A 24,693-nucleotide genomic window follows, 5' to 3' on the forward strand; every position below is an offset into this window, starting at 1 on the left:
CGTAACCGGCATGGCGATATCGGATATCAAGCAGTATGCCCACCTCTCGGAGGCGGATGTAGCGGCGATCGGTGCCGAGCTCGACGAGATTCAGCGGCAGATTCGCGCCTCGCTGGGCGAAGCCGACGCGCGGTACATCCGCAAGGTGATCCGCCTGCAGCGGGCGCTCGAACTGGGCGGGCGGGCGGTGCTTTTCGCCAGCTTCCTGCCGCCCGCGTGGCTGGCCGGGGTGGCGCTGCTGGGCACCGCGAAGATCGTGGAGAACATGGAGATCGGCCACAATGTGCTGCACGGGCAATGGGATTGGATGAACGATCCCGAAATCCACTCCAGCACTTGGGAATGGGATATCGCCGACCCGGCCGAGCACTGGAAGATCACCCACAACTACCTGCACCACAAGTACACCAATGTGCTCGGCATGGACCGCGATGTCGGCTACGACGTGCTGCGGGTGACGCGGGACCAGCGCTGGAAGCCGTTCCATCTGGGCCAGCCCGTGATCAACCTGGCGCTGCAGCTGCTGTTCGAATGGGGTGTGGCCACTCAGCATTTGCAGCTGGGCCGGCTGATCACGGGGCGGATGCCCGAGAACGGTCCGGTGCGCGAGCAGTTCGAGAAGGACAAGCGGCTCGTGCTGCGGAAGTCGGCGCGCCAGATCGCCAAGGACTACGTGTTCTTCCCGCTGCTCACCGGTCCGGCCTTCCTCAGCACCCTGACCGCCAACCTAGCCGCCAATGTGGTCCGAAATATCTGGGCCAACGCCGTCATCTTCAGCGGCCACTTCCCCGACGGCGCGGAGAAATTCACCAAATTCGACGCCGACAACGAGACCCGCGGCGAATGGTATCTGCGGCAGATCCTGGGCGGAGCGAACATCAGCGGCGGCCCGCTGGTGCATTTCATGACCGGCAACCTCTCCTATCACGTCGAACACCACCTGTTCCCCGATATGCCGAGCAACCGGCTCGCCGAGGCGTCGGTGCGGGTGCGCGAGCTGTGCGAAAAGTACGACCTCCCTTACACCACCGGTCCGCTGCCGGTGCAGTACTTCAAGGCGTGGCGCACCATCATGAAGCTGTCGCTGCCGAATGCCCTGCTGCGCCGCAGCAGTGACGACGCGCCCGAGACCAAATCCGAACGCGCGGTCGGGGGCCGCCCCTGGATCGACCCGATGACCGGACGCCGGCGTGGCCTGCGCACCGCCCTGCAACAGGGCCGTCGCCGCGCCGCCGCGCGCCACCTGGTCGCCGTCAGCTGAGCCGTCACCATGTCGATCGCCTCGGCGACGACGGAATCGAGCACTCGAACAATGGTTCTCACCGTGGAACAGAACCCCCTGCGCGGCCTGGTCGCGCGCCTGACCACTCCCCTGCTGCCCGACGATTATCTGCAGCTGTTCAACCCGCTGTGGTCGGCTCGCGAACTGCGCGGCCGCATCGTCGAGGTGCGGCCGGAGACCGCGGATGCCGCCACCCTGATCATCAAGCCCGGCCGGGGCTTCGACTTCCGTTTCGCCGCAGGGCAATACATCGGGATCGGGGTGCTGGTGGACGGCCGCTGGCATTGGCGCTCGTACTCGCTGACCTGCCCGCCGAGCCGGCTCGGGCGGGACCGGCGCGCTGGACGGCTGATCTCGGTGACGGTCAAGGCCATGCCCGAGGGCTTCCTGTCCGGGCATCTGGTCAACGGCGTCCCGGCCGGCACCATCGTGCGGCTGGCCGCGCCGCAGGGCGATTTCGTGCTGCCCGAACCGCCGCCCGCGAAACTGCTGTTCCTCACCGCGGGAAGCGGAATCACACCGGTCATGGGCATGCTGCGCACCCTGGCCCGGCGCGGCGCCATGCCCGACGTCGTGCACATCCACTCCGCGCGCCAACCCGACGACGTTCTGTTCGGCGACGAATTGCGGGAAATGGCCATCGAGCACGCGGGCTTCACCCCGCACCTGCATTTCACCGGCGTCCGAGGCAAATTCGCGCCGACCGACCTGGACGAGATCTGCCCCGATTGGCGCAGCCGCGACACCTGGGCCTGCGGCCCGCTGCCCATGCTGAAGGATCTCGAAACCCATTGGGCCGCAGCCGACCTCGACAACCACCTGCACACCGAACGTTTCGAGGTGGAACACGCGGCCATCGGCGAGGGCGGCACCATCACCTTCGCCCGGTCGGGTCACGCCGTCGAGGCCGACGGCGCGACCACCGTCCTCCAAGCCGCCGAACAGCGCGGCATACGACTGCCCTCCGGCTGCCGCGTGGGCATCTGCCAGACCTGCCTGGTCACTGTGACCGAAGGCCACACCCGCGACCTACGCACCGGCCTCGAGCACCACGCCGGAGAGATGGTCCAATCCTGCGTCAGCGCCGCAGCGGGAGACTGCTCGATCGACGCCTAGCCCCGAGGAGCGCACCCGGCGCCGGAAGGTGTCCGCGGATGCGTGGGGCGGACGCGAACGCAGGACGGAGTTCTCGCGTCGAGCGCGGACACCGGGCGAGTGGAGGCTCATCGTCCGGCACCGGGTGCGAGACATAGTTTCCGCCGATCACCGTGCCCGGGTGGTGACGTACGGATGGCGTTCCGATGACCGGCTGTAAAGCTGTGTCCCCCAAGGCCGTACCGCTCGTGGTGAGGATGCTCACGATCACGCAGCGGTGGTTGTGGTCGCCGCGGTGTGCATGGGAATGCAGGCCGCGGCCATGCTGGTGGCCGACGGCGGGGAGCCGACCAACTATCTGACGAGCACCCTCACCGGTTTGCTCGGCGGCTTGGCGGCGGTGGGCGGCTCCCTCGATCGCGATGCGGCCGGTCGCGTCGTCGCCCTGATCGGCGGCGCGATCGTCGCCGTAGCCCTCGAATGTGCGGCCGCCGGCTGGGGATTCGTGATCCCCGCGCTGTGCCTGCTGGTGGCGGTCGCCGCTCTGCGCCGCCACCTGCCCTGAACACCGCGAAAAAACATTGCTGATTGTTCGCGAGAGTTTTCAAAACGTTCCATTTCAAACGTCTGACCAGCCTAGACTGCCCGCATGGAAGTTCACACTCGGCAGTTGCAGTACTTCATCGCCGTCGCGGAGGAGTTGAGTTTCACCCGGGCGGCCCAGCGGCTGCACGTGTCCCAGCAGGGTCTGAGCACCCAGATCAAGCAGCTGGAGCACGAAATGAACGTCACGTTGTTCTCCCGGACGACGCGGCAGGTGGAGCTCACCGCGGCGGGTGCGAAGTTCCTGCAACATGTCCGAGAAGCACTGAGCAACTTGAATTTCGGGCTCGAGGAAGCCCGTGCCGTCCATCGCGGCGAACACGACCGGCTGGTACTCGGCTGCCTCGAGGGCGCCGCACTGACCCTGACCGAACCGATCCTGGCCGCCTTCCGGACCCAATACCCCGGAGTCACGGTCGAATTGAGCCACTTCACCTACGACACCCCGTCGGCGGGCTTGGCGAACGGACTCGTCGACGTCGCCTTCGTGCGCCGCCCCTTCGTCGACGCGGGGCTGCGGTTCGAGCCGCTGTTCACCCAGCCGCTCATGGTGATGCTCCCGGCCCACCACCGCCTCGCCGACCGCGACGAGGTCACCGCGGCGGAGCTGCTGGAAGATCCGATCCTCGCCTCCGGCCCCACCGATCCGGTCTGGAATGCCTTCTGGCGGTTGGACTCCCACCGCGAGGGCCGACCCGCCTCGATCGCCCTCGAGGTGAAGACGCTGCTCGAGGAGCTGCACCAGGTCGCCACCGGCGCCGGAATCGCACTGACGGTCCCCTGTGCCGCCTGGATCAAATTCCCCGGCGTGCGGGTGATTCCGGTGACCGACGCCGCCCCGAGCGAGGTCGCCGTATGTTGGCGCACCGGCCACCAAAGCCCCTTGGTCCAATCCTTCGTCGAAGTCGCCCGCCGAGTCCGCGACGCGAATCCGGACCTGGTGGCCCGCCTACGAGCCCCACACCGCCGCGCCCCTCAACCCGTCGCAGCCTCGTCCTGAATCAACAATTCCTACTTGTCGATAATCCAAAACATTTGATTTCAGTTCTTTTCCACAGTCCCATAACGTTTTTCGTGATGAGCGCGGCTCATCCGAAAAACACCCGAAGGAGAAGAACATGGGTTCCGCCGAAAAATTGATCATCGACGCGATCGTCGCGCAACTGACCAAAATCCTGTTCAGCGGCTCCGGCGGCTCCAAGTCCTAATTGGATCCGCTCCCACGAACAAAGGGGCCCGGAACCTGATGGTTCCGGGCCCCTTTCATGGTCGACGCCAGGCGCTTGTCATTCCGTGCCGAGCGCGGCTGCGAGCAGGGGCCAGGAATTGTGGAGGTCGTTCTGCCAGTAGGCCCAGGTGTGGGTACCGGCGGGGCGGAAGTCGACCTGGGCCGGAATGCCCAAGACCGTCAGGCGATCCGCCAACTGATGGGTGCAGGAGTTGGTGGCGGCCTCGATCAGGCCGCCCAGCACCATTTGATTCGCCTTGGTGATGAGTTGGTCGGCGGTCGGCTGACCGGAGACCGCCTCGGCGGGGCCGGGCAGGCCGGTGCCGCTGGCGAGGTAGATCGCCTTGCCACGCAGGCTGTCCGCGTTGAGGATCGCGTCGTGGGCGCGCCAGGCCGGGTCGTCGTCGGGTCCCCACATGTTCGTGGGGTCGGCGTCGCCGCGGCCCAGCACCAGGCGAATATAGGCGCGCCCGGCGGGATCGGAGGTGGAGGCGCAGCCGCTGTAAGCGGCGACGCCGGAGTACACATCCGGTGCGGCCGACATCAGGTCCAGCGCCGAAGTGGCCGACATGGACACGCCCGCAATGGCGTTCACGCCCGATGTGTGCAGGGTCGCGTCGATGATGGGCGGCAGCTCCCGGGTCAGGAACGTCTCCCACCGATTGCGGCCCAGATTGGGATCGTCGCGTTGCCAGTCGGTGTAGTAGGAGAATTCACCGCCAACCGGAGTCACCACGTTCACGTTCTTGCTCCAGAAGAACGAGACGACATCGGTCCGGCTGTACCAGTTGGTGATGTCGGTGCCGCCGCTGGCGCCATTGAGCAGATACAGCGTGGGCGAGTTCGGCTGCGCGGCCGCGATGACCTGCAACGGAATAACCCTTTGCATGGCAGCCGAATACACGTGGAACATCTGCTGTCGCTGCCCCGCCCGATCGATGTGATCGAGATGCGGAGCGGCGACTTCGGCACGGGAAACCTGCAGCGCGCCGGGAGCGACGTAGAACAGTGCCGCGGCGGCCGCGCACGACACGATGAGCGACGAAATGGTCCGTCTGGGCGACACGACTGACTCCTCGGAAACACGGTGACACAAGGGTCCTGGGCCGCGGCGGCCGCGCACACACCACGGCCCAGGAGTTCATGGCGGTGACTCAGCTGCCCATCAGGCGCTTGATCACATTGGTGATGGTGTCGGTCACCGAGCCGGTCGAGCTGAGCTGGTTCTGCGAGGAGCCGAGACCGCCCTGGTCGAGGCTGCCCAGCAGGGCCTCACCGGGATTCGCGCCCCGGCCGATGAAGCAGACGCCCATGCTCGGCTGGTTCGAGCCGACGCCGACGGTGCCGCCGACGCCGATGCCGCCGCTGAGGACCTGCTGGCCGTCGGTCACCGAGCCGGGCACCTTGTAGGTGAACTCGGCGGTGACCGGGTAGCTGGAGCTCACGAACCATCCGGTGCTGGTCACCTTCCAGCCGCCGTAATCTGGCTCCGGCGTCACCTCGACGGACTGCTCACCCGTGCCGAAGTGATAGGCGGTGACGACGGTCTTGACCGGTTTATCGAAGCCCGGCGGCGGAAAGTCGTTGATCCGGTTGACATACGGATTACCGATGCTCGTGGTTCCGACGACGATCTTGTAGGTCACCAGGGTGCCCGCCGCGGCGCTCGCCGCCGAGACCGATTTGTCGTAGGTGTGGGTGATCCAGGCACTGCTGACGCCGGGGTTGTAGTCGACATGCTGGGTCTGGACGCAGGAGTCGGGAGTGTCCGCGAGGGCGGGCGCGGTGCCGACGGCAATTCCCGCCCCCGACATCACCAATGTGGCCGAAGCGATTCCAGCGGCCAATTTCGGGGTCTTACGCATGATTCCTTCCAGCAGTTCCGTCCGAACGCGGAACTGATAACTAGTGAGCCGGTGTGGAATTCGAGCCTTCGCTCACCCCGGGAAACGCTAGAGCACAATGGAAGAGAACTTAAATCCCGTTTTCGAGACCATTGACAACCCCGCCTTGTCAATCGGTGGTGAACTACTGTTTCCACGCGGCACCGATCACCTACTACGTTTCTCGCATGCTTTCGAAAGGCTCAGTTCTCGCCATGGCCGTGGCCCTGTCGTGCGCGGGCGTCGCGGCCCAGCAGACCCCGCGGGCGGCGGCGGATCCGGTCAGCTTCACCCTGCCCCAGCTCACCGTGTCGAACGGCGTCATCACCGACGTCACCGGGCGCACAGTGCTGCTGCGCGGCGCGAATGTCAACCAGCTCAACGATTATGCGCAGAACGATCAGCCGTTGCCGACCGTCATGCCTCTCGACGGCACCGACTTCGCGCAGATGGCGGCGCTCGGCTTCAATGTCGTACGACTCAATGTGGCCTGGTCGGCACTCGAACCCACACCGGGCGCGTTCGACAAGGACTATGTCGCCCGCATTCACACGGCCGTCGACGACGCCAAGGCCAACGGCATCTACACGGTGCTGGACATGCACCAGGACGCTTGGGGCAAGGCGGTCGGCACCCCCAAGGGGCAGGGCTGCCCGCTGTTCATGAAGCCGGGCATCGGCTGGGACGGCGCTCCGGCCTGGGCGACCCTGACCGACGGCTGGACCACTTGCAATTTCGGCGGCGTCCGCGAGACCGCGCCCGCGGTCGCCCGTTCGTTCCAGAACTTCTACGAGGACAAGCAGGGCGTCCAGGGCCATCTGGTCGACACCTGGGCGAAGCTGGCCGCGGAGTTCCGGGATGAGCCCGCCATCGCCGGATACGACCTGCTCAACGAGCCCAATCCCGGTCTGCGCGACCCATTCTCGGCGGCGGACCAGCTCGGCAAGTTCTACCAGCGGGTGATCGCCGCCATCCGGCAGGCCGAGCGTGGCAGCCCGCCGCACCTGGCGATCTTCGAGCCCAGCGCCATCTGGTCGGCCCTCGGCATCGACGCCACCCCGCCGGCGAAGTACATCACCGATCCGCTGACGGTGTTCTCACCGCACCTCTACAGCGAGTCCATCAATATCGTCAACGCCTTCCCGACCATCGAGGTCGGCTTCAAGTTCGCCCTGGACGCCGCGGCCAAGTACAGGGCGCCGGTGTGGAGCGGCGAGTGGGGCTGGTTCGGAGATCCGAATTCCGATGCGGCCCAGGTGGATCGGTTCGTCGACCAGCTCGATGCCAATCGACTGGGCGGCGCGTGGTGGTCGTGGAAGCAGGCCTGCGGGGACCCGCACGTGGTGAACGGCGGCGGCACGAACAAGCCGACCGGCAATATCAACCCCGTCGCCTGCCCCTCGGGCACACCGCTAGGCCAACCCGCCGGATACGCCCGCCCACTCGCCCGCGCCTACCCGCGCGCGGTGCCGGGCACCTTGGCCACGGTCGACGCGAAGGGTTTCACCGGCAGCGGCACCGGACGCGTCGAGGCGTGGTATCCCGGTGATCAGCGCCCGAATGTGCAGTCCACCAACATCTCCGACGTCACCTTCACCCAGGTGCCGGGCGGCTGGCGAATGACCGGGAACGCCGTCGGCGCGTACTCGGCCAAGCAGTCCTGACGGTTCGAATCTCGTTCTCCCCCAATGTAAGCAGGTCACCCATGCCCACATACAAGTCCCCCGGGATCGATGCCGCCGCGGTGGCGCTCGCCGGAATGCTCGCCTTCGGCGCGGCCGTGGGCGCGGCTCCGGCCTCGGCTCAGCCCGCCGATATCGCCGGATCCGGTTCGGGCTCCGGCAGTTCCGGTTCCGGCGGTCTCGGCTCGTCCGGCTCGGCCGGGACCGGTTCCGCCGCCGCGAACGATCCGGTGTCGACCCTGCCCGCGCCCGCCTCGACCGCCATCCGGCTCGACGGGGTCCGCAACTTCCGCGATATCGGCGGCTATCGCACTTCGGACGGGCACACGGTCCGTACGGGTGTGGTGTTCCGCGCCAATCGGCTCGCCGACCTGACCGACGCCGATCTGGCGAAGTTGAGCGCTGCCGGGGTGACGCTGGACGTGGACCTGCGCAATGGTTCCGAACGCTCCGACGCTCCCGATCGGATTCCGGCGGGCGCGCAATACAAAGTGGCCGACGTCGTCAGCTTCGACAGCGGCATCTCTTTTCACGAGTTCCCGGTGATCACCCTCGGGCGCGCCGTGCTCGACGGCCTGATCAGCGGATCCTCCGATCTGAAGCAGTCGATCGGCTATCCGTTCATGGTCGACTTCCACGGTTCGGACGTCGCGTTCGGCACCCTGCTGCGTTCGATCGCCGGAAACACCGGCGGCGCGACGGTGTACCACTGCACCTCCGGCAAGGACCGCACCGGTTGGGCCACCGCGGTCCTACTGAGACTCCTGGGTGTCCCGCGCGATGTGGTGAATGCCGATTATCTGGCCAGCAATGCCCTACTGGGCGATCCGCAGGCAGTCGAATTGTCGTGGCTGGAAGCGGCTTTCAACGAGGTAGATCGGCTCTACGGCAGTGTGGACAAATACGTGCACGAGGGCCTCGGCCTGGATCAGGCCACCATCGACGCGCTGCGCGCGAAACTCCTGACCTGATTCGGCCGATAGCTACAAGAATTGCTTGTGGACAAACCGGATATTGTGATTTCTCTTGCGTCCCAGCGGATTTTAGCATTTTCGCGTGAGCACAAAGGGCTCACGATCGAATGCAATTCGGAATGACACAAGGGAAATCGCAATGGGACGACGAGCAATCACACGCACTGCCGCGGGTGCCGCCACCGCCATCGGAATCGGGGCGCTGACCCTGTTCGGGACGGGCACCGCCGGGGCCGAACCAGCCACGCTCACCTGGAACGGCAACGGCTCCCAGTACACCCACACGGTCAGCGACAGCACGCCCGCAGTAGGCGACACCATCACCGTCACCACGGCGTTCTACCGCACCCAGAACCCGGACGAAACGTTCAACTGGTTCAAGGACTTCCACCCCTCGTGCCTGACCTACGTCACCGATTCCGCCAAGGTGACCGATGCCACCGGCACCCATCCGGTCGAGCCGTATCTCGAGATCAAACCCGATTACATCGCGGCCGATTTCACCACCGCCAATTTGAAGTTGGTCGCCAAGGCGGGCAGCACCCCGTCACCGGTCTTCAGCGCGCAATACAAGGTCGGCGCATGCGCCACCGGCACCAGCCTGACAACCGGAATCGCATTCCTGTCGACCGCCGGGGCATCCGATTACTCCAAGAAGGGCCCCGCGATCACCGTCGGCGGCACGCCCGGCGGCGGCACCGACACCGGCAGCAGTGGCCTCGGGTCCGGCAGCAGCAGCCTGACCTCGCTGTTCGGTGGTCTCGGCTCCAGCAAGTAGAGCACCCGGAAACATCGGCGGTGCAGCGGTTCACGCCGCACCGCCGATGCCGGTGGCGGTGGCGATCAACGCAGGCATCTTCGATCCGCGAGCTCCTCGCCCAGGGCGTAGGCGATCGCGGAGGCCTCCAGCTCGGCCCAGGCGCCGAAGTCGGGGTAGGGCAGGTCCATTCCGGCCGTACAGTCCCAGCAGGCGCTCGGCCCGATCCCGGGCACAGTCGGGAACACCATCACGATGAACCGCTGTGCCGCAGCGGCTTTCCCGATCAGCACCCGGCGATATCCGTGCGGCACGACGAGCGCGCTCGAGGCCTCGGCGGCGAAGTACATCTCTGCGAACGTCGAATCCCGCCGCCATTTCTCCCCCGCGCCGAGGTCCGCCGCGCCGTACAGTTGAATGGTCCCGAATCGCGGCCAGCCGTCGCACACCCGCAGGAAGTCACGGAACGCGCGATCGAAGCGCACGCCGAGCCGCCGCTCGGCGGCCGCGACCACCGCATCGGACGCGGGCCGATTGGGCGGCAGCGCCATCCCCCGTTCACCGATGCGCTCGGCGGCCCGGTACTGCACCTCGTACAACGAGCCCACCAGGGCTTTCCAATTCGTCATCGTTTCCTGACGCCGGGGACGGATCTCGATCGGAGAAGATGCCGATACCGCTGGCCGTCCCCGGCTCCTCGCTACGGTTGCCAGCGGTACCGACATTGCCTCAGCACCACGTGAGGCGAGTACGAGCCCGGGGGAAGCGGAGGGCTCGCACATCTGGAGCCGACCGCCGCCGGGCAACGCTCTGCAATGGGCCAACCATCGATTCGGCTCGAATACGGAACGGACGCTTCCTGTTTCGACGATGGCGAATGCCCTGGAAAACGCTAGTGGACCCGGGCGCCGAAGAGAAATCATTGTTCACGGACCGTTGACAAGCGCGAATTGTCAATTACTGGGACCGTTCAGCGATAGGGTTCATTTCAGACTGCGGATCGACCTAGACTGCGCGCCATGGAAGTTCACACCCGTCAGTTGCAGTACTTCATCGCGGTAGCCGAGGAACTGAGCTTCACCCGCGCGGCGCAGCGACTGCATGTTTCGCAGCAGGGCTTGAGCACCCAGATCAAACAGCTCGAGCACGCGATGGACGTGGTGTTGTTCTCTCGGACCACCCGCAATGTCGAACTGACGGCCGCGGGCGCGGTGTTCCTGCAGGATGTCCGAGGCGCGCTCACCGGCCTGGATGCCGCGGTCGAGCGGGCCCGCGCGGTGCACCGCGGTGAGCAGGACCGGCTGGTCCTAGGCGCATTGGAGGGGGCCGCGCTGACCCTGACCGAGCCGATGCTCTCGATGTTCCGCAAGCGCCACCCCGGAATCACCGTGGAATTGCGCCACTTCACCTACGAGGACCCGTCGGCCGGTCTGATCACCGGCACGGTCGACGTGGCGATCGCCAGGCGCCCCTTCGTCGATGAGGGCATGCATTTCGAGACATTGTTCGCCGAGCCGCTCATGGCCATGGTCCCGACCAATCATCGACTCGCCGACCGCACCGAGGTATTCGTCGACGATTTGCTCGACGAGCCGTTGCTCGGGGCCACCACCAACGATCCCGTGTGGAATGCGTTCTGGGAGTTGGCCGCTTTCCGCGGCGGCGCCCCGGCACCCGTGGTGTCCCGATCGAATTCGCTGCTGGAGGAACTGCACAAGGTCGCCACCGGTGTCGGCATCGTCCTCACCGTAGCCTGCGCCCGCTGGATCCCGTTCCCGGGCGTACGCCTGCTGCCGATCGTCGACGCCCCGCCCAACGAGGTGGCGGTCGCCTGGCGCGGGTCACAGGAATCGCCGCTGGTCCGCTCTTTCGTCGAGGTCGCTCGCGGCGTCCGCGACACCCACCCGGAGCTGGTCGCCAGCCTGCAGGAACCCGACTTCGCCGACTGCACGGTGCCGCCCCACCTCTGATCGACGCCCCGGGCCATCGGCCGAATCCGGCCGTGTGCGCACCCGGCCTCGGCCGATTGACAATCCTACCCATTCCAAATACCGTCAGTATTTGAGTTCTACGGGTATCCAACAAGGAGGTTGGGGATGGGCGCGTCGCGGCAGCCTCGCATTGTCATCATCGGGGCCGGGGTGTCCGGGATCGCCAGCGCTATCACATTGCAGCGCAATGGATTCCACGACTTCGTCATGTTGGAGAAGGGATCCGATGTCGGAGGCGTGTGGCATTGGAACCACTACCCCGGGTTGACCTGTGACGTGCCGTCGCAGCTGTACCAGTTCGGGTTCGCGCCGAAGCCGGACTGGTCGCATGTCTTCGCGCCCGGGCCGGAGATTCAGCGGTATCTGGCCGATGTCGCCCGGCAGCACGGGCTGCTGCGGTCGCACGTGCGGCTGAATTCCGAGGTGGTGGCGGCGAACTTCACCGGCACCGAGTGGCACGTCGAGACGGCCGACGGGACCCGCTACGAGGCGGACTTCGTGATCGCGGCGACCGGCGTGCTGCATCATCCCGCCGTGCCGGACATCCCGGGGCTCGGGGACTTCACCGGCGACCTGGTGCACACCGCGCGCTGGGACGATTCGCTGGCGACCGCCGGTCGGCGGATCGCGGTGCTCGGCACGGGATCGACCGGCGTGCAGGTGGTTTCGGCCCTGCAGCCCGAGGCGGCGCACATCACCCACTTCGTGCGCAGCCCCCAGTGGGTGATCTGGGCTCCGATGCAGATTCCGCAGCCCGCGATCGTCGGCGCGGTACTGAGCAAGCTGCCGCAGGTCAATCGCGCGCTGTACCAGGCGGGCATGACCGGGGCCAAGCTGTTCACCGATGTGGTCACCCGGCCCAGCTGGCGGCGGCGCGCGGTCCAGGAGTACGCCCGCCTGAGCCTGCGCGCGCAGATCACCGAACCCGAACTGCGCGAACAACTCACGCCCGATTACGAGCCGCTGTGCAAGCGCCAGGTGCTGTCGGGCACCTACTACCGTGCCCTGCGCGCCCGCAATGCCGAGCTGGTCACCACGGCCATCGACGCGGTGACCCCGACCGGCATCCGGACCGCCGACGGCCGCCACCACGAGGTCGACATGATCGTGCTGGCCACCGGATTCCGCGCCCACGACTACATGCGCCCGATGAATCTGACCGGGCGAGAGGGCATTTCGATCGACGATGCCTGGGAGAAGGGCCCGCGCGCCTACCGGATGACCGCGATTCCGGGCTTCCCCAACTTCTTCACGGTCCTCGGCCCGCACTCCCCCACCGGATCGATCCCGCTGCACCATGCGGCCGAGGTGACGGCCCGCTACATCACCCGCTGGATTCAGCGTTGGAGCGCAGGCGAATTCGACACCGTCGAGGTCACCGAGGAAGCCACCGGCCGCTTCGAATCCGAGGTCGCCGAGGCCATGGGTCCGACGGTCTGGAACACCGGCTGCAACTCCTGGTATTTCACCGAAGGCGGCAGCATCGATCTCCTCCCCTTCGACCGCGCCACCATGGAATCCATGCTCGCCGACCCGGATCCGGCCGACTTCCACCTGCGCTCCGCGCCGAGCGGGGACCGCGTTTAGCAGTCAGCGCGCATCGAAGATGGCGCAGGTCGTGGTGGCGTGGGCGTAGAGCTTGCCGTCCGCGACGCCGATGAGCTGCGCCTCGGCGGTGGCGATGGTGCGCCCGACATGAATGGCCCGCCCGGTCGCGCGCAGCTTGCCGGTGTGGGCGAAGGCCGGGCGCACCAGATTCACATTGAGCTGGGCGGTGGTGTAGCCGGACCCGCCGGGCAGCCGCGTGCACACCGCCGAGCCGAGGGCAGAGTCCAGGAGGGTGGCCAGGTAGCCGCCGTGGACCGAGCCCATGGGGTTGTAGAGGTGTTCGCCGGTCTCGCCCTCGAAGATCGCCAGACCGGGTTCGGCGCCCACGAGTTCGAAGCCGAGGGTGGCGGAAATGGGCGGCTGGGGGCGGCGGCCGTCGATGATCGAACGCAGGAAGTCCAGGCCGGTTTCGGGGTTCTCGCTGTTCACAAGGCCAAACTAGCGACGCCCCGCCAGCCGGGCGGTACGGAATCCGTACCATCGTGTGCATGAGTGGATACGGCCAGTTCTGTTCCATCGCACGGGCGCTGGAGGTGCTGGGTGAGCGGTGGAGCCTGCTGATCGTGCGTGAACTGCTGCTCGGTGAGCGGCGGTTCGGCGATGTCCAGCGCGGTATCCCGCGCATTTCGAAGACCATGCTGTCCACTCGGCTGAAGGAGTTGGAACGCGCCGGTGTCATCGCCCGCGACGACGACGGCTACGCGCTCACCGAGGCCGGCCTCGCCCTCACTCCGCTGCTGAAGGAACTCGGCGGCTGGGCGGCGCACTGGGATCCGCGCGGACTGCTGCCCGAGCATCTGGATCCCGACGCGCTGCTGTGGGATCTGCACCGGCGCCTCGTACCCGAAAACCTGCCCGCCGCACCGACTCTCGTCGAATTCCGGTTCACCGATCGCGACCCGAAGCCCTACTATCTGCTGGCCCGGCGACCCGACGTCACGGTCTGCGACGAGGACGGCGGCCACCCGGTCGCACTGCACATCGAGGCGAATCTCGATGCGCTGACCCGATATTGGCTCGGCGAGGTGAGCTGGGCGCACCTGCTGCGCGAGCACCTGATCACACTCACCGGGCCCAGCGACCTGCGCCGCGCCTTCCCGACCTGGTTCAGCGGATACCTGCTCGCCGCCGAGTCCGCGTGAGCGCCCGGCCCAGCAGCCAGGTATGTCCCCCGGCCCCCGTAGCCGCGTGAGCGCTGCCGGTCAGGACAGCAGCGCGCGGGCGTACCAGTCCTGGCCATCGGTGACACCGGGCAGCACGAAGAAGTAGCCGCCGCCGAAGGGCTGGACGTAGTCGGTCAAAGGCTCACCGGCCAAACGGGTTTGGATGGTCTCGAACTGACGTTGGATGTCCTGCTGGAAGCAGGTGAAGATGTGGCCGGTGGCGAGATTGCCGTTGGGGTCGACGCCCAGGTCGTAGTTGTAGGACCGGCGCAGCAGCTGCTGGTTGTCGGTCTCGGGCGTGCGCGGATTGGCCAGGCGGATGTGGGCGTCGGCGGGGATGACGGTGGCGTCGGGATCGGCGGCGTAGTCGGGGATGTCGAATTCCTTGGAGCCGTCCAGGGGCGCGCCGGATTCGCGGCGGCGGCCGAACATGTTCTCCTGCTCGGCAATCGAGACGCGGTCCCAGAATTCGACGAGCATGCGGATGAGCCGGACCACCTGATAGGTGCCGCCCTTGGTCCAGGCCGGTTCGTCGGCGGCGTCGACCCAGACCAGGTCGGCGGCGCTGGATCCGGTCGGATTGGCGGTGCCGTCCTTGAACCCGAGCAGGTTGCGCCCGGTGCCCGAGGGGCGCGGCGGGGAGTTGTAACCCTGGATCTTCCAGCGCAATTGGAGCGCGCCGCGGGTGTGGCGGGTGATGTCGCGAATGGCGTGGTGGACGGTGTCGGGGTTGTGGCCGCACAGCTGCAGCAGCACATCGCCGTGCATCCAGGCCGGGTCCGGGGAATCGTCGGGGAAGGTCCGCATCGGGGTCAGGTGCGCGGGCTTGCGATCGGCCAGCCCGAAGCGCTGGTCGAACAGGCTCGCGCCGACACCGGTGGTGATGGTCAGACCATCTGCCGGGATATCGGGGCCGAGCACCGCGCTGTCGGCGGGCGGGTGGCTCGGGCCCAGATCCTGCGGCGCGCCACCGGTGGTGAGAGCACGGGCGCGCACGGTGAGCGTCTTCATGAGCTCGGTGAGTTCCGCGCGATTGGCGGCGGTCACATCGAATGCGGCGAAGCACGAGGCGTTCTGGCGATCGGCGGGGGCCGGGGTGAGAATGCCCGCCTGGCGTTCCCCGTGGAACGGGTAGGCCGGGGTGAGGGCGGATTGCCCACCGGCGGAGGCGGCGTCGACCCGGGCCCCTTCGGCGAGCACACCCGCGGTCAGGGCGGTTCCGGCCGCGCCCGCGGCGGCGCCGGAGAGGAAGCGGCGGCGGCTGACAGTCATGGTGGAAGTCCTTCGGTGAGAGTCAGTTCGCTTTGGTTTCCAGCAGCCGCGGCACCCGGGCCAGCGACTCCAAGGCCCCGCCCAGGGCGGCGGCCACCGCTTGCCGCTGCGCGAGTGGCGTCTGCGCGGGCGCGCGCCAGCGGCCGTTGTCCTGGGTGGCCAGCAGCGCCGTGCGCAGCTTGTCGAGCTTGGCGGTGATCTCCGGGCGCAGCTTCAGGTCGCGCTCGTCGACCAGCGAGCCGAGCTGATCCAGAACCGCCCGGGTGACATCGATATCGGCCAGCGTCATCGGATAGGCCGCACCGCCGCCCGAATCGTCGAGACCCGAGAGATGGTCGCGCAGCGCGTCTTCCAGGATCTCGTGGGAGCGAATCGGCAGAGTGGCCGGATCACCCGCGATATCGGTGCTGGTCAGACCATCTGCAATGGCGGCGATATCGGCGCCGAGCTTATCGACCACGGGCAACAGCTGCTCCGGGCTCTGGCCGTGCCACAGGCCGTATTCCAGCCGGTGCATACCCGTGAAGTCCGGATCGTCGACGCCACCCGGCAGACCTCCCGGCAAGCCGTCGACGCGGGTCCCGGCATCCCCGAAGCTGTTGTAGGACGCGCCGACCCGCTCCCATTCCTGCTGCGCCAGCAGCCAATCCGCCTGCGCGGCGGGAATATTGCGCGCCCTCAGATCCCGGCCGACCACGCCGACGGCCGCGCTGAGCCGGGTCAGCACCTGCCGCACGTAGGCCTGATAGGCGTCGTTGGGACCCCGAAGATCGCTGGTGCGCGGCGGTTTGAAGGCCAAGGGCGCGTCGGTCTGCGGCCCGGTGGCCCGCACCCGCGGCGAGGACAGCGCGGGACGGCCCGACAGCAGGCACACGATCGTGTAGTAGCCCGGATTCAGGGTCGCGGTGAGCTCGGCGGTGGTGCCCGGGCCGATGTTCTCGATCTCCCCCGCGACCGCGCCGTCGGCATCGACCAGATCGATCTCGCCGGGCTTTCCGCTGGAGTTGCGTACGGAGATGGTCTGGGTGCCGGTGGAGGCCGAAGTCCATTCCGGCGCACAGGCATCGGCGGTCACGGTCACCGTTTTGGTGGCGTTCGCACCCGCCGACGGCAGCAGCGCGATGGCGGTCGCGGCGGCGAGCACCGGAACCAGGACCAGTGTCGCCCCGACCAGCACCGGGCGCGGACCCGCGACCCGCTCCCACCAGTCCGCGTGCGCGGCTTCGGCTTCCGACTCGGCCGCAACCGGTTCCGAGGCAGCGGGCGCGGGAGTCTCGACGCGGCCTGCCCGAACGAACAGCGGAATCACCGTGGCCAAGTACGCGATCCAAGCGACCACCTGCAGCACGGTCATCTTGGGCGAGAGATTGGTGATGCCGGTGAGGATCGAAACCCACCAGGAATTCGGATCGACATGTGCGGTCAGATCGAACGCGATCCAGCGCGCGCCGGGCAGCCACCCCGCCTCCTGCAGATCACCCAGCCCGTAGGCGAGCACGCCCGCGGCGATCACGATGAGCAGCACCGCGGTCCGGTTGAAGAACACGCCGAGGTTGAGCCGCACCGACTGCCGGAACAGCAACCAGCACAGCGCGATCGCGAGCACCAACCCGACCGCCGCACCCACCAGCGGGGCTGCCGTCGATCCGGCCGCCTTGATGGCGGTCCACACGAACAACGTGGTCTCGAGCCCCTCACGTCCGACGGCCAGGAACGCCGTCACCGCGAGCACGCCCGCACCCAGCCCGGCGGCCCGCGCCACCTCGCCGCGCAGTTGCCCCGACAGCGAGGCCCCGGTGCGCCGCATCCAGAAGATCATGGCGGTGACCAACGCGACGGCCAGCACGCTCAGCACGCCCGCCACCGCCGCCCGCGCCGAACTGGTCAGGACAGCGGTCGAATAGGTCAGCACCGCCGCGAAACTCGCCGCCACCGAGACCGCGCCGAGCACGCCCAGCCACACCGGCGTGGTGGAGACCGGCCGCTCGGGCGTGGACAGCCGGCGCACGGCGGCGAGCAGGATGGTCACCACCAGTCCCGCCTCGAGTCCCTCCCGCAGGCAGATCAGCAGATTGGGTACAGCCTCGGCAACACTCACGGCTGCCAAGGTAAGCCACACCTATGTGTCAGTCCATCGGGGCCCGCCGCCGACCGATGACTCACATGGTCATCCCGGTCATCAGGCCCTGTTGCTGCAACCACATCATGATCGCGCAGCACACCCGCATCACCGGCGACTGCATATCCATGCCGTTCATATCCATCGATCTCAACTCCTAGACCTCGGGCCGGATGCCTCACCGGCCGCGCCGAATTCGACGATCGCACCGCGCGCTCGGCCGCCATCAGGGTCCGAGGGCCTGATCTTCGCGGCCGAAGTTCCCGCGACCGGACCGGGTGCGGGACGCTAACGTGCCGCCATGGCCACCGAATCCGGCACCGCCACGCGCTGGCCCGCGTGGCTGACCCCGAATCTGCGAGTGCTGTGCGGGGTCAGCTTTCTCGCCGACACCGCGAGCGAGCTGGTCTACCCGATCCTGCCGATCTTCCTGACCGGCGTGCTGGGCGCGCCGGCGGCGGTGGTGGGGGCGGTGGAGGGCCTGGCCGAGGCCGCCGCGGCGGTCACGAAGATCCTGGCCGGACGGCTCGGCGATCGCTTCCGCAGACGCCCCCTCATCGCGCTCGGCTACGGGCTCGCGGCGGTGGGCAAAGTCCTTGTCGCCGTGGCGGTCTCGTGGCCGATCGTGCTGGCCGGACGCTGCGTCGACCGGTTCGGCAAGGGTGTGCGCGGCGCACCGCGCGATGCCCTGCTCATGGTGGACGCCGACCCGGCCGCCAAGGGCCGCATCTTCGGCGTGCACCGCGCCGCGGACACCGCCGGGGCCGTCCTCGGGCCCGCCATCGGGCTGCTCCTGTACGAGCTTCTCGACCACCGGATGCGGCCGCTGCTCCTGATCGCGGTGGTTCCCGCCATCGCGGCGGTCGTGCTGATCGCCGCCGTCCGCGAAAAGCCCGCCGCACCCGCGACTTCCGCGCCCGAATCGCGCCCGGTGCGCGTGGCCGCCGGACCATTGCCGACTCGCCTGAAGCGCGTCATCACACTGCTGACGCTGTTCTCGCTGGTGAACTTCCCGGATTCGCTCCTGCTCCTGCGCGCTCATCAGCTCGGCCTGTCGGTGGCCGGGGTGATCGGCGCGTACATCCTCTACAACCTCGCCTACGCGCTGCTGGCGTACCCGGCCGGTGCGGTCTCGGATCGGCTGCCGCGACACCTCGTATTCGCGGCCGGACTGGCCTGTTTCGCGTTCGGCTACCTGGGGCTCGGACTGGCATCGGGCCCGGCGTGGGTGTTCGTGGTGCTGCCGCTCTACGGTGGGTTCGCCGCCGCGACCGACGGCGTCGGCAAGGCGTGGATCGCCGACCTCGCCCCGGCGGCACGGCAATCCACCGCCCAGGGCCTCTATCAGGGATTGAGCGGCGGAGCCATCCTCATTGCCGGGCTGTGGGCCGGACTGGCCTGGCACGGCGACGGCCGGATCCCGCTGCTGATCTCCGGCGGCGTCGGCCTTGCCCTCGCGGCCGTACTGGTCCTGGGCGGCCGCCACGTCACCGGGCAGCACGACGGCGGCGCGCTATCGGCCCGATAGGGTCCGGTTCCGGAAGACGATCCAGCGCATGGCCGAGTACATGAACAAGCCCTCGCCCAGGCCGCCGAGGATGCGGGCGAGGCGGTAGTCGAGCCCGAGCGCGGCCACGGCACTGGTCACGCCGAGGATGAAGGCCAGGTAATTGACCACGACCACAACGACATAGACGGCGAGCTGGGGGCCGACGGCGGCGTGGGATTCGAAGTTGAGCGTGCGATTGAGCAGATAGCTCAGCCCGAACGCGGTGCAATAGGCCACCGTCACCGCGATCGGCAGGGCCACCACCGCGTGCAGCGCGGTGAGCAGCAGCAGATCCACCGTGAAGGTCAATCCGCTCACCAGCAGGTACCCGACGAAGGTCGGCGCGACGTGCCGCCGCAGCCGGGCCGGGAGCAACGCGACCAGCCGATCGCACACCAGATGGAACCAGCGCACCGCCCGAGGCGCCCGCGCCGACTCCGCACCGTCGTGCATCGTCTCCATCCGCACCCGGCCACGGTGTCATCGCCACATGACCGCCGGGTGATCACCGAGCCAACTCCGCGGGTCCGGTGTGATCACCATGCGGAATCGATGTCCGCCGGACACCAATCGCCAACGATGCGCATTCGGGTACCGGACGGTAGCGTCTGGCGCGCCGAGAGGGCTGGGGACGGACGACGGATCGGAGATTTCTGATGGGACGTGGATTCGCCAGAACAAATCGGCGGACGGTATTGGGGTCGATGCTGGCCGCGGGTGCGGCGGGCGTGGCCGGGCTGCCCGAGGGCATGGCCGAGGCACTGGCGGAACCTGGGCGTTCAGGCTCGATGGATCAGGTTCAGCACGTGGTGATCCTGATGCAGGAGAACCGGTCCTTCGATCACTACTTCGGAACCATGAGCGGCGTAAGGGGTTTCGGCGACAAACGCGCCGTGCGGTTGCCCGCGGGCGGGTACGACCCGATTCTGCAGGCGGCGATGGACACCGCGATGGCCGGTGGGCCGGGCACCGATCTGGGTAGCGGGTCGGCGGGCACCGGCAGTGCGAGCGGCTCGGGCGCGGGAAGCAGCAGCGGGTCGGCGGGCGGTGAGCACCGCGACGCGTTCCATCAGCCGGATGCGTTCAGCAGCACCGGATTCCTGCTCCCCTGGCATGTCGACACCACCCGCGTGGACGGCCAGGATCTCGGCGATCTGGCGCACGACTGGAACACCACGCACATGGCGTGGGCCGGCGGCGCGTACCACTCGTGGATCGCGGCCAAGTCCAAGATGACCATGGGCTACTTCACCGAGACCGATATTCCGTTCCATCGCGCCCTGGCCGCCGCGTTCACCATCTGCGATCACTACTTCTGCTCGATCCAGGGACCCACCACGCCGAACCGGCTGTTCCACTGGACCGGCACCATCGACGCCGCCGGGCGCGCGGGCGGTCCCGCGGCGTCCAATCCGCCGGATTACCGGCCCGTCTACAGCTGGACCACGTATCCGGAACGCCTGCAGCAGGCCGGAATTTCGTGGCAGGTGTACGCCGACTCGCACAGCGGCAATGCCTTCCTCGGCGACTACGGCGACAACCCGCTGTGGCTGTTCCAGGCCTATCACGATGCCGCGGCCTCGTCCGATCCCGCCGTGCGCCAGCTGGCCGACCGCGCCAAGGTGACCACCACCGGAATGACGCCCGCGCCCGCCGGGGTGGACGGCAGCGACGTCGATTACGTACTGCAGCAGTTCATTTCCGATTGCGCCGCGGGCAGTCTGCCGCAAGTGTCCTGGGTCGTCGCGCCCGCCGGTTACACCGAGCACCCCGCCTATCGTCCTGCCGACGGTGCCGCCTACCTCCAGCGCGTCCTGAAAGCCCTGTGGGACAACCCGAAACTGTGGGAGTCGACGGTCCTGCTGGTCAACTACGACGAGAACGACGGCTTCTTCGACCACCTGGTGCCGCCGACCGCGCCGCCCGGCACCCCCGACGAGATCCTGCCGTCGATCGAAATCACCGGCAGCGACCTGAATTCCGGCTCGGCGACACTGGGAATGCCATCCGGTTCGGCGAACATGGATACGCTCATCAGCCGCGCCGGGGCGCTGCTGGGCGGGAATTCGCCGATCGGACTGGGCCCGCGCGTGCCGATGCTGGTCATCTCACCGTGGAGTCGCGGCGGCTGGGTCAATTCCCAAGTGTTCGACCACACTTCGGTGCTGCGCTTCCTCGAACAGTGGACCGGCGTCCACGAGCCGAACATCTCGGCGTGGCGGCGGGCCGTGTGCGGCGACCTGACCAGCTGCTTCGATTTCGGCAAGCGCGACACCAGCATTCCCACGCTGCCGGACGCCAATGCCGAACGCGCCCGCGCGGCCGGGCAGACGAACCTGCCCAAGCCCACCCCGCCGTCGCCGGGCGGGCAGCAGATGCCGGTGCAGGACGGGGGCCGGGCCAAGGCGCGGCCGCTGCCGTATCAGCCGGTCGCGTGGCTGGAGGTGGCCGGATCGGCCGCGACGGTCAGGTTCGGCAACCAGGGCTCGGTTGCCATGCCGTTCCAAACCTTTGCCTACCACGACAATTCGATCCGTCAGACCGTGGTGGACGCGGGCGGCACGGCCCAGGAGCGATTCCAGGTCGGCGGGTCCTACGATTTCGCGGTGCACGCACCCAACGGCTTCCTGTTCGAGGCGTCGGGCACGGCCGAAACCACCGCCCTGACCGCCACGGCCGCGGTCGGTGGCAGCGCCGCTCAGCCCACTTTCGTTGTCACCGTGAGCAATTCCGGCGGGTCCGCGCTGACGGTACAGGTCGGCGGCGGTTCCGCCATGACCATCGACGCCGGGGCCAAGCGCGACATCACCGCGCCGCTCGACCAGGGCTGGTACGACCTCACCCTCAGCCTGGCCGGAAACTCCGCCTGGGTCCGGCATTTCGCCGGTCATCTGGAGAACGGCAGCGCGAGCAGCACGGCGTGACGGTCAGGACTCGAAGGCGGAACGCCATTCGGGCAGGGCGTCGGGATCGGCGCGCAGGTATTTGAGCGACTGCTTCATGTAGACGCGGGGATTCGTATCGAGGTGGCGCGCCCACGCCGGTTTCGGATCCCCGCGCATGACGGTCCAGCAGGCCAGCGCGTAGCCGAACATCGGCTGGGACAGATAGCCGAGCCGCTGCCAGCGCCAGCCGCGACTGTTCTGCGAGAACTGGAATGCCGCATTCGCATTGAAGACGCCGAGCCCGAGGAAGACGGTCGCCAGATCGGTGAGCTGCTCGCCGTCGTGCCGCTCGGGGTCGATGCGGTGCTCCCCCACCAGGCGTTCGTGGGCCAGCTCATGGGCGATCGTCGCCACCAGGGTGACCGGTGACCGCAGCCGCGCCAGTTCGAGCGACACCACCGACCGGCCGTGTTCGACCCGGTAGTGCCCGGCTTCGTGACTCGGCGATCCCGCCAGGTAAGGGAGCTGGTCCGAGAGGCTGGGGCCCACCGAGTCGAACTCCACCACAATGCGATCCCGGCCGACGCCCATGTACCCGGCCACCCGCTCGACCACGGACAACACCTCCGCGCGAGACCCGTTATAGGCATCCGGGAAGAAATCCGAGGTGGGCAGCACCACCGGCATGCGCAGGGTGCGCGGGCCGAATTCCGCCACGCACCAGCGCAGCATCTCCTCGACCCACATCCGCTCCAGCTGATCCACCGGAGCGTGCGGCCGGAAAAATCCCATGCCGCATTATGTCCGCCGCGCGACCGGAGCGCCCCTCGAGGAAATCGGCGGCGCGTACTCGCTCACCACGGTGCGAACCCACCACGCGCGGGTGTCGAGCAACTCGCGGACGGTGGTGAAGCGGTATTCGTAGAGCCGGGCCCGGACCCAGCGGGGCGGCGCGTCCGGGAACGGATTGTGGCGCAGCAGGCGCAATGTCGCCGGATCGTTGCGCAACAGGCGTTCGAGGAACGCGCCGAACCAGGGGCGGGCGTAGGACGGCGAGTGCGCCGCGAACCAGAGCAGCCAGTCCAGACGCAGGTGGTACGGGGCCCTTTGGCGCGGAAGACGTTGCGGGTCACCGGGTTTGCCCTTGAATCCGTATTCGCGCCAGTGCGTGTGATCGGTCGGCTCCGGATCCTCGGTGCCTTCGATCACCACCTCGTAGCGGACACGGTCGATACTGCCGAACGCTCCGAAGGTGTTGATGAGATGAAAAGGGTTGTAGGACTGATTCATTCGCTGACGACTCGACAGCATATTGCGGACCGGCAGATAGCTGAGCACCACGGTGACGCCCGCGAATGCGAAGACCAGCACCGTGAACCACAGCGGTGAGCCCGGCATATCCGGGGCCGCAGCGGGATTCGAGATCGCCGCGCACGCCAGCACGATGGTCAGCCAGTTCAGCCACGCGAAGTTCCCCGACAGCACCAGCCACAGCTGGGTGACGATGATGATCGCCGCCGCCACGCTCGCCACCGGTTGCGGGGCGAACAATCCGAACGGAATCACCAGCTGGGCAACATGATTGGCCGCCACCTCGATTCGATGCAACGGCTTGGGCAGGTGATGGAAGAACCAGCTCAGCGGCCCCGGCATGGGCTGGGTCTCGTGGTGGTAGTACAGGCAGGTCAAGTCCCGCCAGCACCGGTCGCCGCGCAACTTGATCAGCCCGGCCCCGAACTCCACCCGGAACACCAGCCACCGCGCCAGCCACAGCGTCAGCACCGGCGGGGCGACCTCGTCATTGCCGAGGAAGATCACCAGGAATCCGGCCTCGAGCAGCAGCGATTCCCACCCGAACGAGTACCAGACCTGCCCCACATTGACGATCGACAGGTACGCCGCCCACAGCAGTAGCCACACCGCCATGGCGGCCCACAGCGGCAGCAGATCGGCGAGCCCGGCCACCAGCGCCACCGACACCGACGCCCCACTCCAGGCGACGGCCGCGAAGAACCGGTCGGAGTAGTGCAGGTGAAACACGCTGGGAGACAAGCGGAACGGCCGCCGTGCCACATACCGCGGCACGGGCAGCATGCCGTGCTCCCCGATCAACGCCTTGAACTGCCGGGCCGCCGCCACGAAGGCGATCACATAGACGGCCGCGACCCCGCGCTCGACCACCTGCCGAGCGAGCCAATAGTCCGGTGCGATGAACCACTCCATCCCGCGCCTCCTGCGCCGGTGCGTATCGCATACCCGTGCACAGAAAGCCTACTCAGCGGTGGAGTGCCGGTCAGTGCGGAATGAAGGCCGTCACGATGCCGACGATATTGGAGATGATGCCGGTGACCTGGCTCGTCAGACTCAGTGCGGACGAACCCAGCTGCAGGATTTCGTTACTCATGAGGCCTCTTCCTAAGACTGCGTCGTGATAGGGAGGGACTGCCTGTTCGAAATCACTGGACAGCGTAGGCCGTGCGGGGCGGCATGATCGCGCGGCCGGGGTCGCGGCGGCATCGCGGTTTCGACACGTTCTCGCGGCGCTGCCCCGGACGTTCTCGTGGCACTGCCCCGGACGTTCTCGCGGCGCTGCCCCGGGCGG

At 67.6% G+C, this 24,693-nt stretch carries 20 protein-coding genes and 1 pseudogene; 12 read left to right on the forward strand and 9 right to left on the reverse strand.

Annotated features, from left to right (window positions below):
- The first annotated feature begins 10 nt into the window (after positions 1 to 10).
- The 4 genes and pseudogenes from ON43_RS38255 to ON43_RS38270 all read left to right on the forward strand — a co-directional run bounded on the left by ON43_RS38255 (position 11) and on the right by ON43_RS38270 (position 3,980).
- Positions 11 to 1,261 (forward strand): fatty acid desaturase family protein, encoded by a 1,251-nt coding sequence (locus ON43_RS38255; RefSeq protein ID WP_040815593.1) that lies wholly within the window; start codon positions 11 to 13, stop codon positions 1,259 to 1,261.
- A gap of 51 nt (positions 1,262 to 1,312) precedes the next feature.
- Positions 1,313 to 2,398, forward strand: a complete 1,086-nt coding sequence (locus ON43_RS38260) for a ferredoxin reductase (RefSeq protein ID WP_051179890.1) — start codon at positions 1,313 to 1,315, stop codon at positions 2,396 to 2,398.
- A gap of 253 nt (positions 2,399 to 2,651) precedes the next feature.
- Positions 2,652 to 2,942, forward strand: a pseudogene (locus ON43_RS38265) (hypothetical protein); the annotation flags it as partial.
- A gap of 84 nt (positions 2,943 to 3,026) precedes the next feature.
- Positions 3,027 to 3,980, forward strand: coding sequence for a LysR family transcriptional regulator (locus ON43_RS38270; RefSeq protein WP_051179892.1), 954 nt, complete (start codon positions 3,027 to 3,029; stop codon positions 3,978 to 3,980).
- Between the two features lie 286 nt (positions 3,981 to 4,266).
- Here the strand turns inward: ON43_RS38270 and ON43_RS38275 are convergent, their stop codons facing one another.
- Together ON43_RS38275 and ON43_RS38280 are read right to left on the reverse strand one after the other, a co-directional pair.
- Positions 4,267 to 5,274, reverse strand: a complete 1,008-nt coding sequence (locus tag ON43_RS38275; protein ID WP_063712712.1) for an alpha/beta hydrolase — start codon at positions 5,272 to 5,274, stop codon at positions 4,267 to 4,269.
- 88 nt (positions 5,275 to 5,362) lie between these two features.
- Positions 5,363 to 6,073: a hypothetical protein gene (locus ON43_RS38280; protein WP_040815595.1), complete on the reverse strand. Its 711-nt coding sequence runs from the start codon at positions 6,071 to 6,073 to the stop codon at positions 5,363 to 5,365.
- 206 nt (positions 6,074 to 6,279) lie between these two features.
- Between ON43_RS38280 and ON43_RS38285 the strand changes: the two genes are divergently transcribed.
- The 3 genes from ON43_RS38285 to ON43_RS38295 all read left to right on the forward strand — a co-directional run bounded on the left by ON43_RS38285 (position 6,280) and on the right by ON43_RS38295 (position 9,525).
- Positions 6,280 to 7,755, forward strand: a complete 1,476-nt coding sequence (locus tag ON43_RS38285) for a glycoside hydrolase family 5 protein (protein ID WP_051179900.1) — start codon at positions 6,280 to 6,282, stop codon at positions 7,753 to 7,755.
- Positions 7,756 to 7,796: 41 nt separating this feature from the next.
- Positions 7,797 to 8,744, forward strand: a complete 948-nt coding sequence (locus tag ON43_RS38290; protein WP_245568969.1) for a tyrosine-protein phosphatase — start codon at positions 7,797 to 7,799, stop codon at positions 8,742 to 8,744.
- Between the two features lie 142 nt (positions 8,745 to 8,886).
- Positions 8,887 to 9,525 (forward strand): hypothetical protein, encoded by a 639-nt coding sequence (locus tag ON43_RS38295; RefSeq protein ID WP_040815597.1) that lies wholly within the window; start codon positions 8,887 to 8,889, stop codon positions 9,523 to 9,525.
- A gap of 65 nt (positions 9,526 to 9,590) precedes the next feature.
- On the opposite strand, the gene ON43_RS38300 is transcribed toward ON43_RS38295, so the two are convergent.
- Complete coding sequence (locus tag ON43_RS38300) at positions 9,591 to 10,133, reverse strand: SMI1/KNR4 family protein (RefSeq protein ID WP_040815598.1); 543 nt, start codon at positions 10,131 to 10,133, stop codon at positions 9,591 to 9,593.
- Between the two features lie 390 nt (positions 10,134 to 10,523).
- On the opposite strand from ON43_RS38300, the gene ON43_RS38305 reads away from it, so the two are divergent.
- Positions 10,524 to 11,474 (forward strand): LysR family transcriptional regulator, encoded by a 951-nt coding sequence (locus ON43_RS38305; protein WP_040815599.1) that lies wholly within the window; start codon positions 10,524 to 10,526, stop codon positions 11,472 to 11,474.
- Positions 11,475 to 11,600: 126 nt separating this feature from the next.
- Positions 11,601 to 13,082 (forward strand): flavin-containing monooxygenase, encoded by a 1,482-nt coding sequence (locus ON43_RS38310; RefSeq protein ID WP_040815600.1) that lies wholly within the window; start codon positions 11,601 to 11,603, stop codon positions 13,080 to 13,082.
- A gap of 3 nt (positions 13,083 to 13,085) precedes the next feature.
- Here the strand turns inward: ON43_RS38310 and ON43_RS38315 are convergent, their stop codons facing one another.
- Entirely contained in the window at positions 13,086 to 13,532 is a 447-nt protein-coding gene (locus ON43_RS38315) for a PaaI family thioesterase (RefSeq protein ID WP_051179894.1), read from the reverse strand.
- A 59-nt stretch (positions 13,533 to 13,591) separates the two neighbouring features.
- Here ON43_RS38315 and ON43_RS38320 point away from each other — a divergent pair, with 59 nt between their 5' ends.
- Positions 13,592 to 14,245, forward strand: a complete 654-nt coding sequence (locus tag ON43_RS38320) for a winged helix-turn-helix transcriptional regulator (protein WP_040815601.1) — start codon at positions 13,592 to 13,594, stop codon at positions 14,243 to 14,245.
- A gap of 60 nt (positions 14,246 to 14,305) precedes the next feature.
- Here ON43_RS38320 and efeB read toward each other — a convergent pair whose 3' ends face one another.
- Both efeB and efeU read right to left on the reverse strand, forming a co-directional pair.
- Positions 14,306 to 15,538 carry an iron uptake transporter deferrochelatase/peroxidase subunit gene (gene efeB, locus ON43_RS38325; RefSeq protein ID WP_040815602.1) on the reverse strand — a complete coding sequence of 411 codons (1,233 nt, stop codon included), beginning with the start codon at positions 15,536 to 15,538 and terminating at the stop codon, positions 14,306 to 14,308.
- A gap of 22 nt (positions 15,539 to 15,560) precedes the next feature.
- On the reverse strand, positions 15,561 to 17,636 hold the full coding sequence (gene efeU, locus ON43_RS38330; protein ID WP_040815617.1) for an iron uptake transporter permease EfeU: 2,076 nt from the start codon (positions 17,634 to 17,636) through the stop codon (positions 15,561 to 15,563).
- Between the two features lie 322 nt (positions 17,637 to 17,958).
- Between efeU and ON43_RS38335 the strand changes: the two genes are divergently transcribed.
- Positions 17,959 to 19,185, forward strand: a complete 1,227-nt coding sequence (locus tag ON43_RS38335; protein ID WP_040815603.1) for an MFS transporter — start codon at positions 17,959 to 17,961, stop codon at positions 19,183 to 19,185.
- Here the strand turns inward: ON43_RS38335 and ON43_RS38340 are convergent.
- Positions 19,171 to 19,668 carry a GtrA family protein gene (locus ON43_RS38340; RefSeq protein ID WP_245568974.1) on the reverse strand — a complete coding sequence of 166 codons (498 nt, stop codon included), beginning with the start codon at positions 19,666 to 19,668 and terminating at the stop codon, positions 19,171 to 19,173. The two genes, ON43_RS38335 and ON43_RS38340, sit on opposite strands and share 15 nt — an antisense overlap.
- A 194-nt stretch (positions 19,669 to 19,862) precedes the next feature.
- On the opposite strand from ON43_RS38340, the gene ON43_RS38345 reads away from it, so the two are divergent.
- On the forward strand, positions 19,863 to 22,130 hold the full coding sequence (locus ON43_RS38345; RefSeq protein ID WP_051179896.1) for a phosphocholine-specific phospholipase C: 2,268 nt from the start codon (positions 19,863 to 19,865) through the stop codon (positions 22,128 to 22,130).
- A 3-nt stretch (positions 22,131 to 22,133) separates the two neighbouring features.
- On the opposite strand, the gene ON43_RS43145 is transcribed toward ON43_RS38345, so the two are convergent.
- Together ON43_RS43145 and ON43_RS38355 are read right to left on the reverse strand one after the other, a co-directional pair.
- Positions 22,134 to 22,883 (reverse strand): hypothetical protein, encoded by a 750-nt coding sequence (locus ON43_RS43145; RefSeq protein WP_051179898.1) that lies wholly within the window; start codon positions 22,881 to 22,883, stop codon positions 22,134 to 22,136.
- Between the two features lie 6 nt (positions 22,884 to 22,889).
- Entirely contained in the window at positions 22,890 to 24,314 is a 1,425-nt protein-coding gene (locus ON43_RS38355; protein WP_040815604.1) for a lipase maturation factor family protein, read from the reverse strand.
- Between the last annotated feature and the right edge of the window lie 379 nt (positions 24,315 to 24,693).

The sequence above is a fragment of the Nocardia concava NBRC 100430 genome, assembly GCF_000308815.1.
GTDB lineage: Bacteria > Actinomycetota > Actinomycetes > Mycobacteriales > Mycobacteriaceae > Nocardia > Nocardia concava.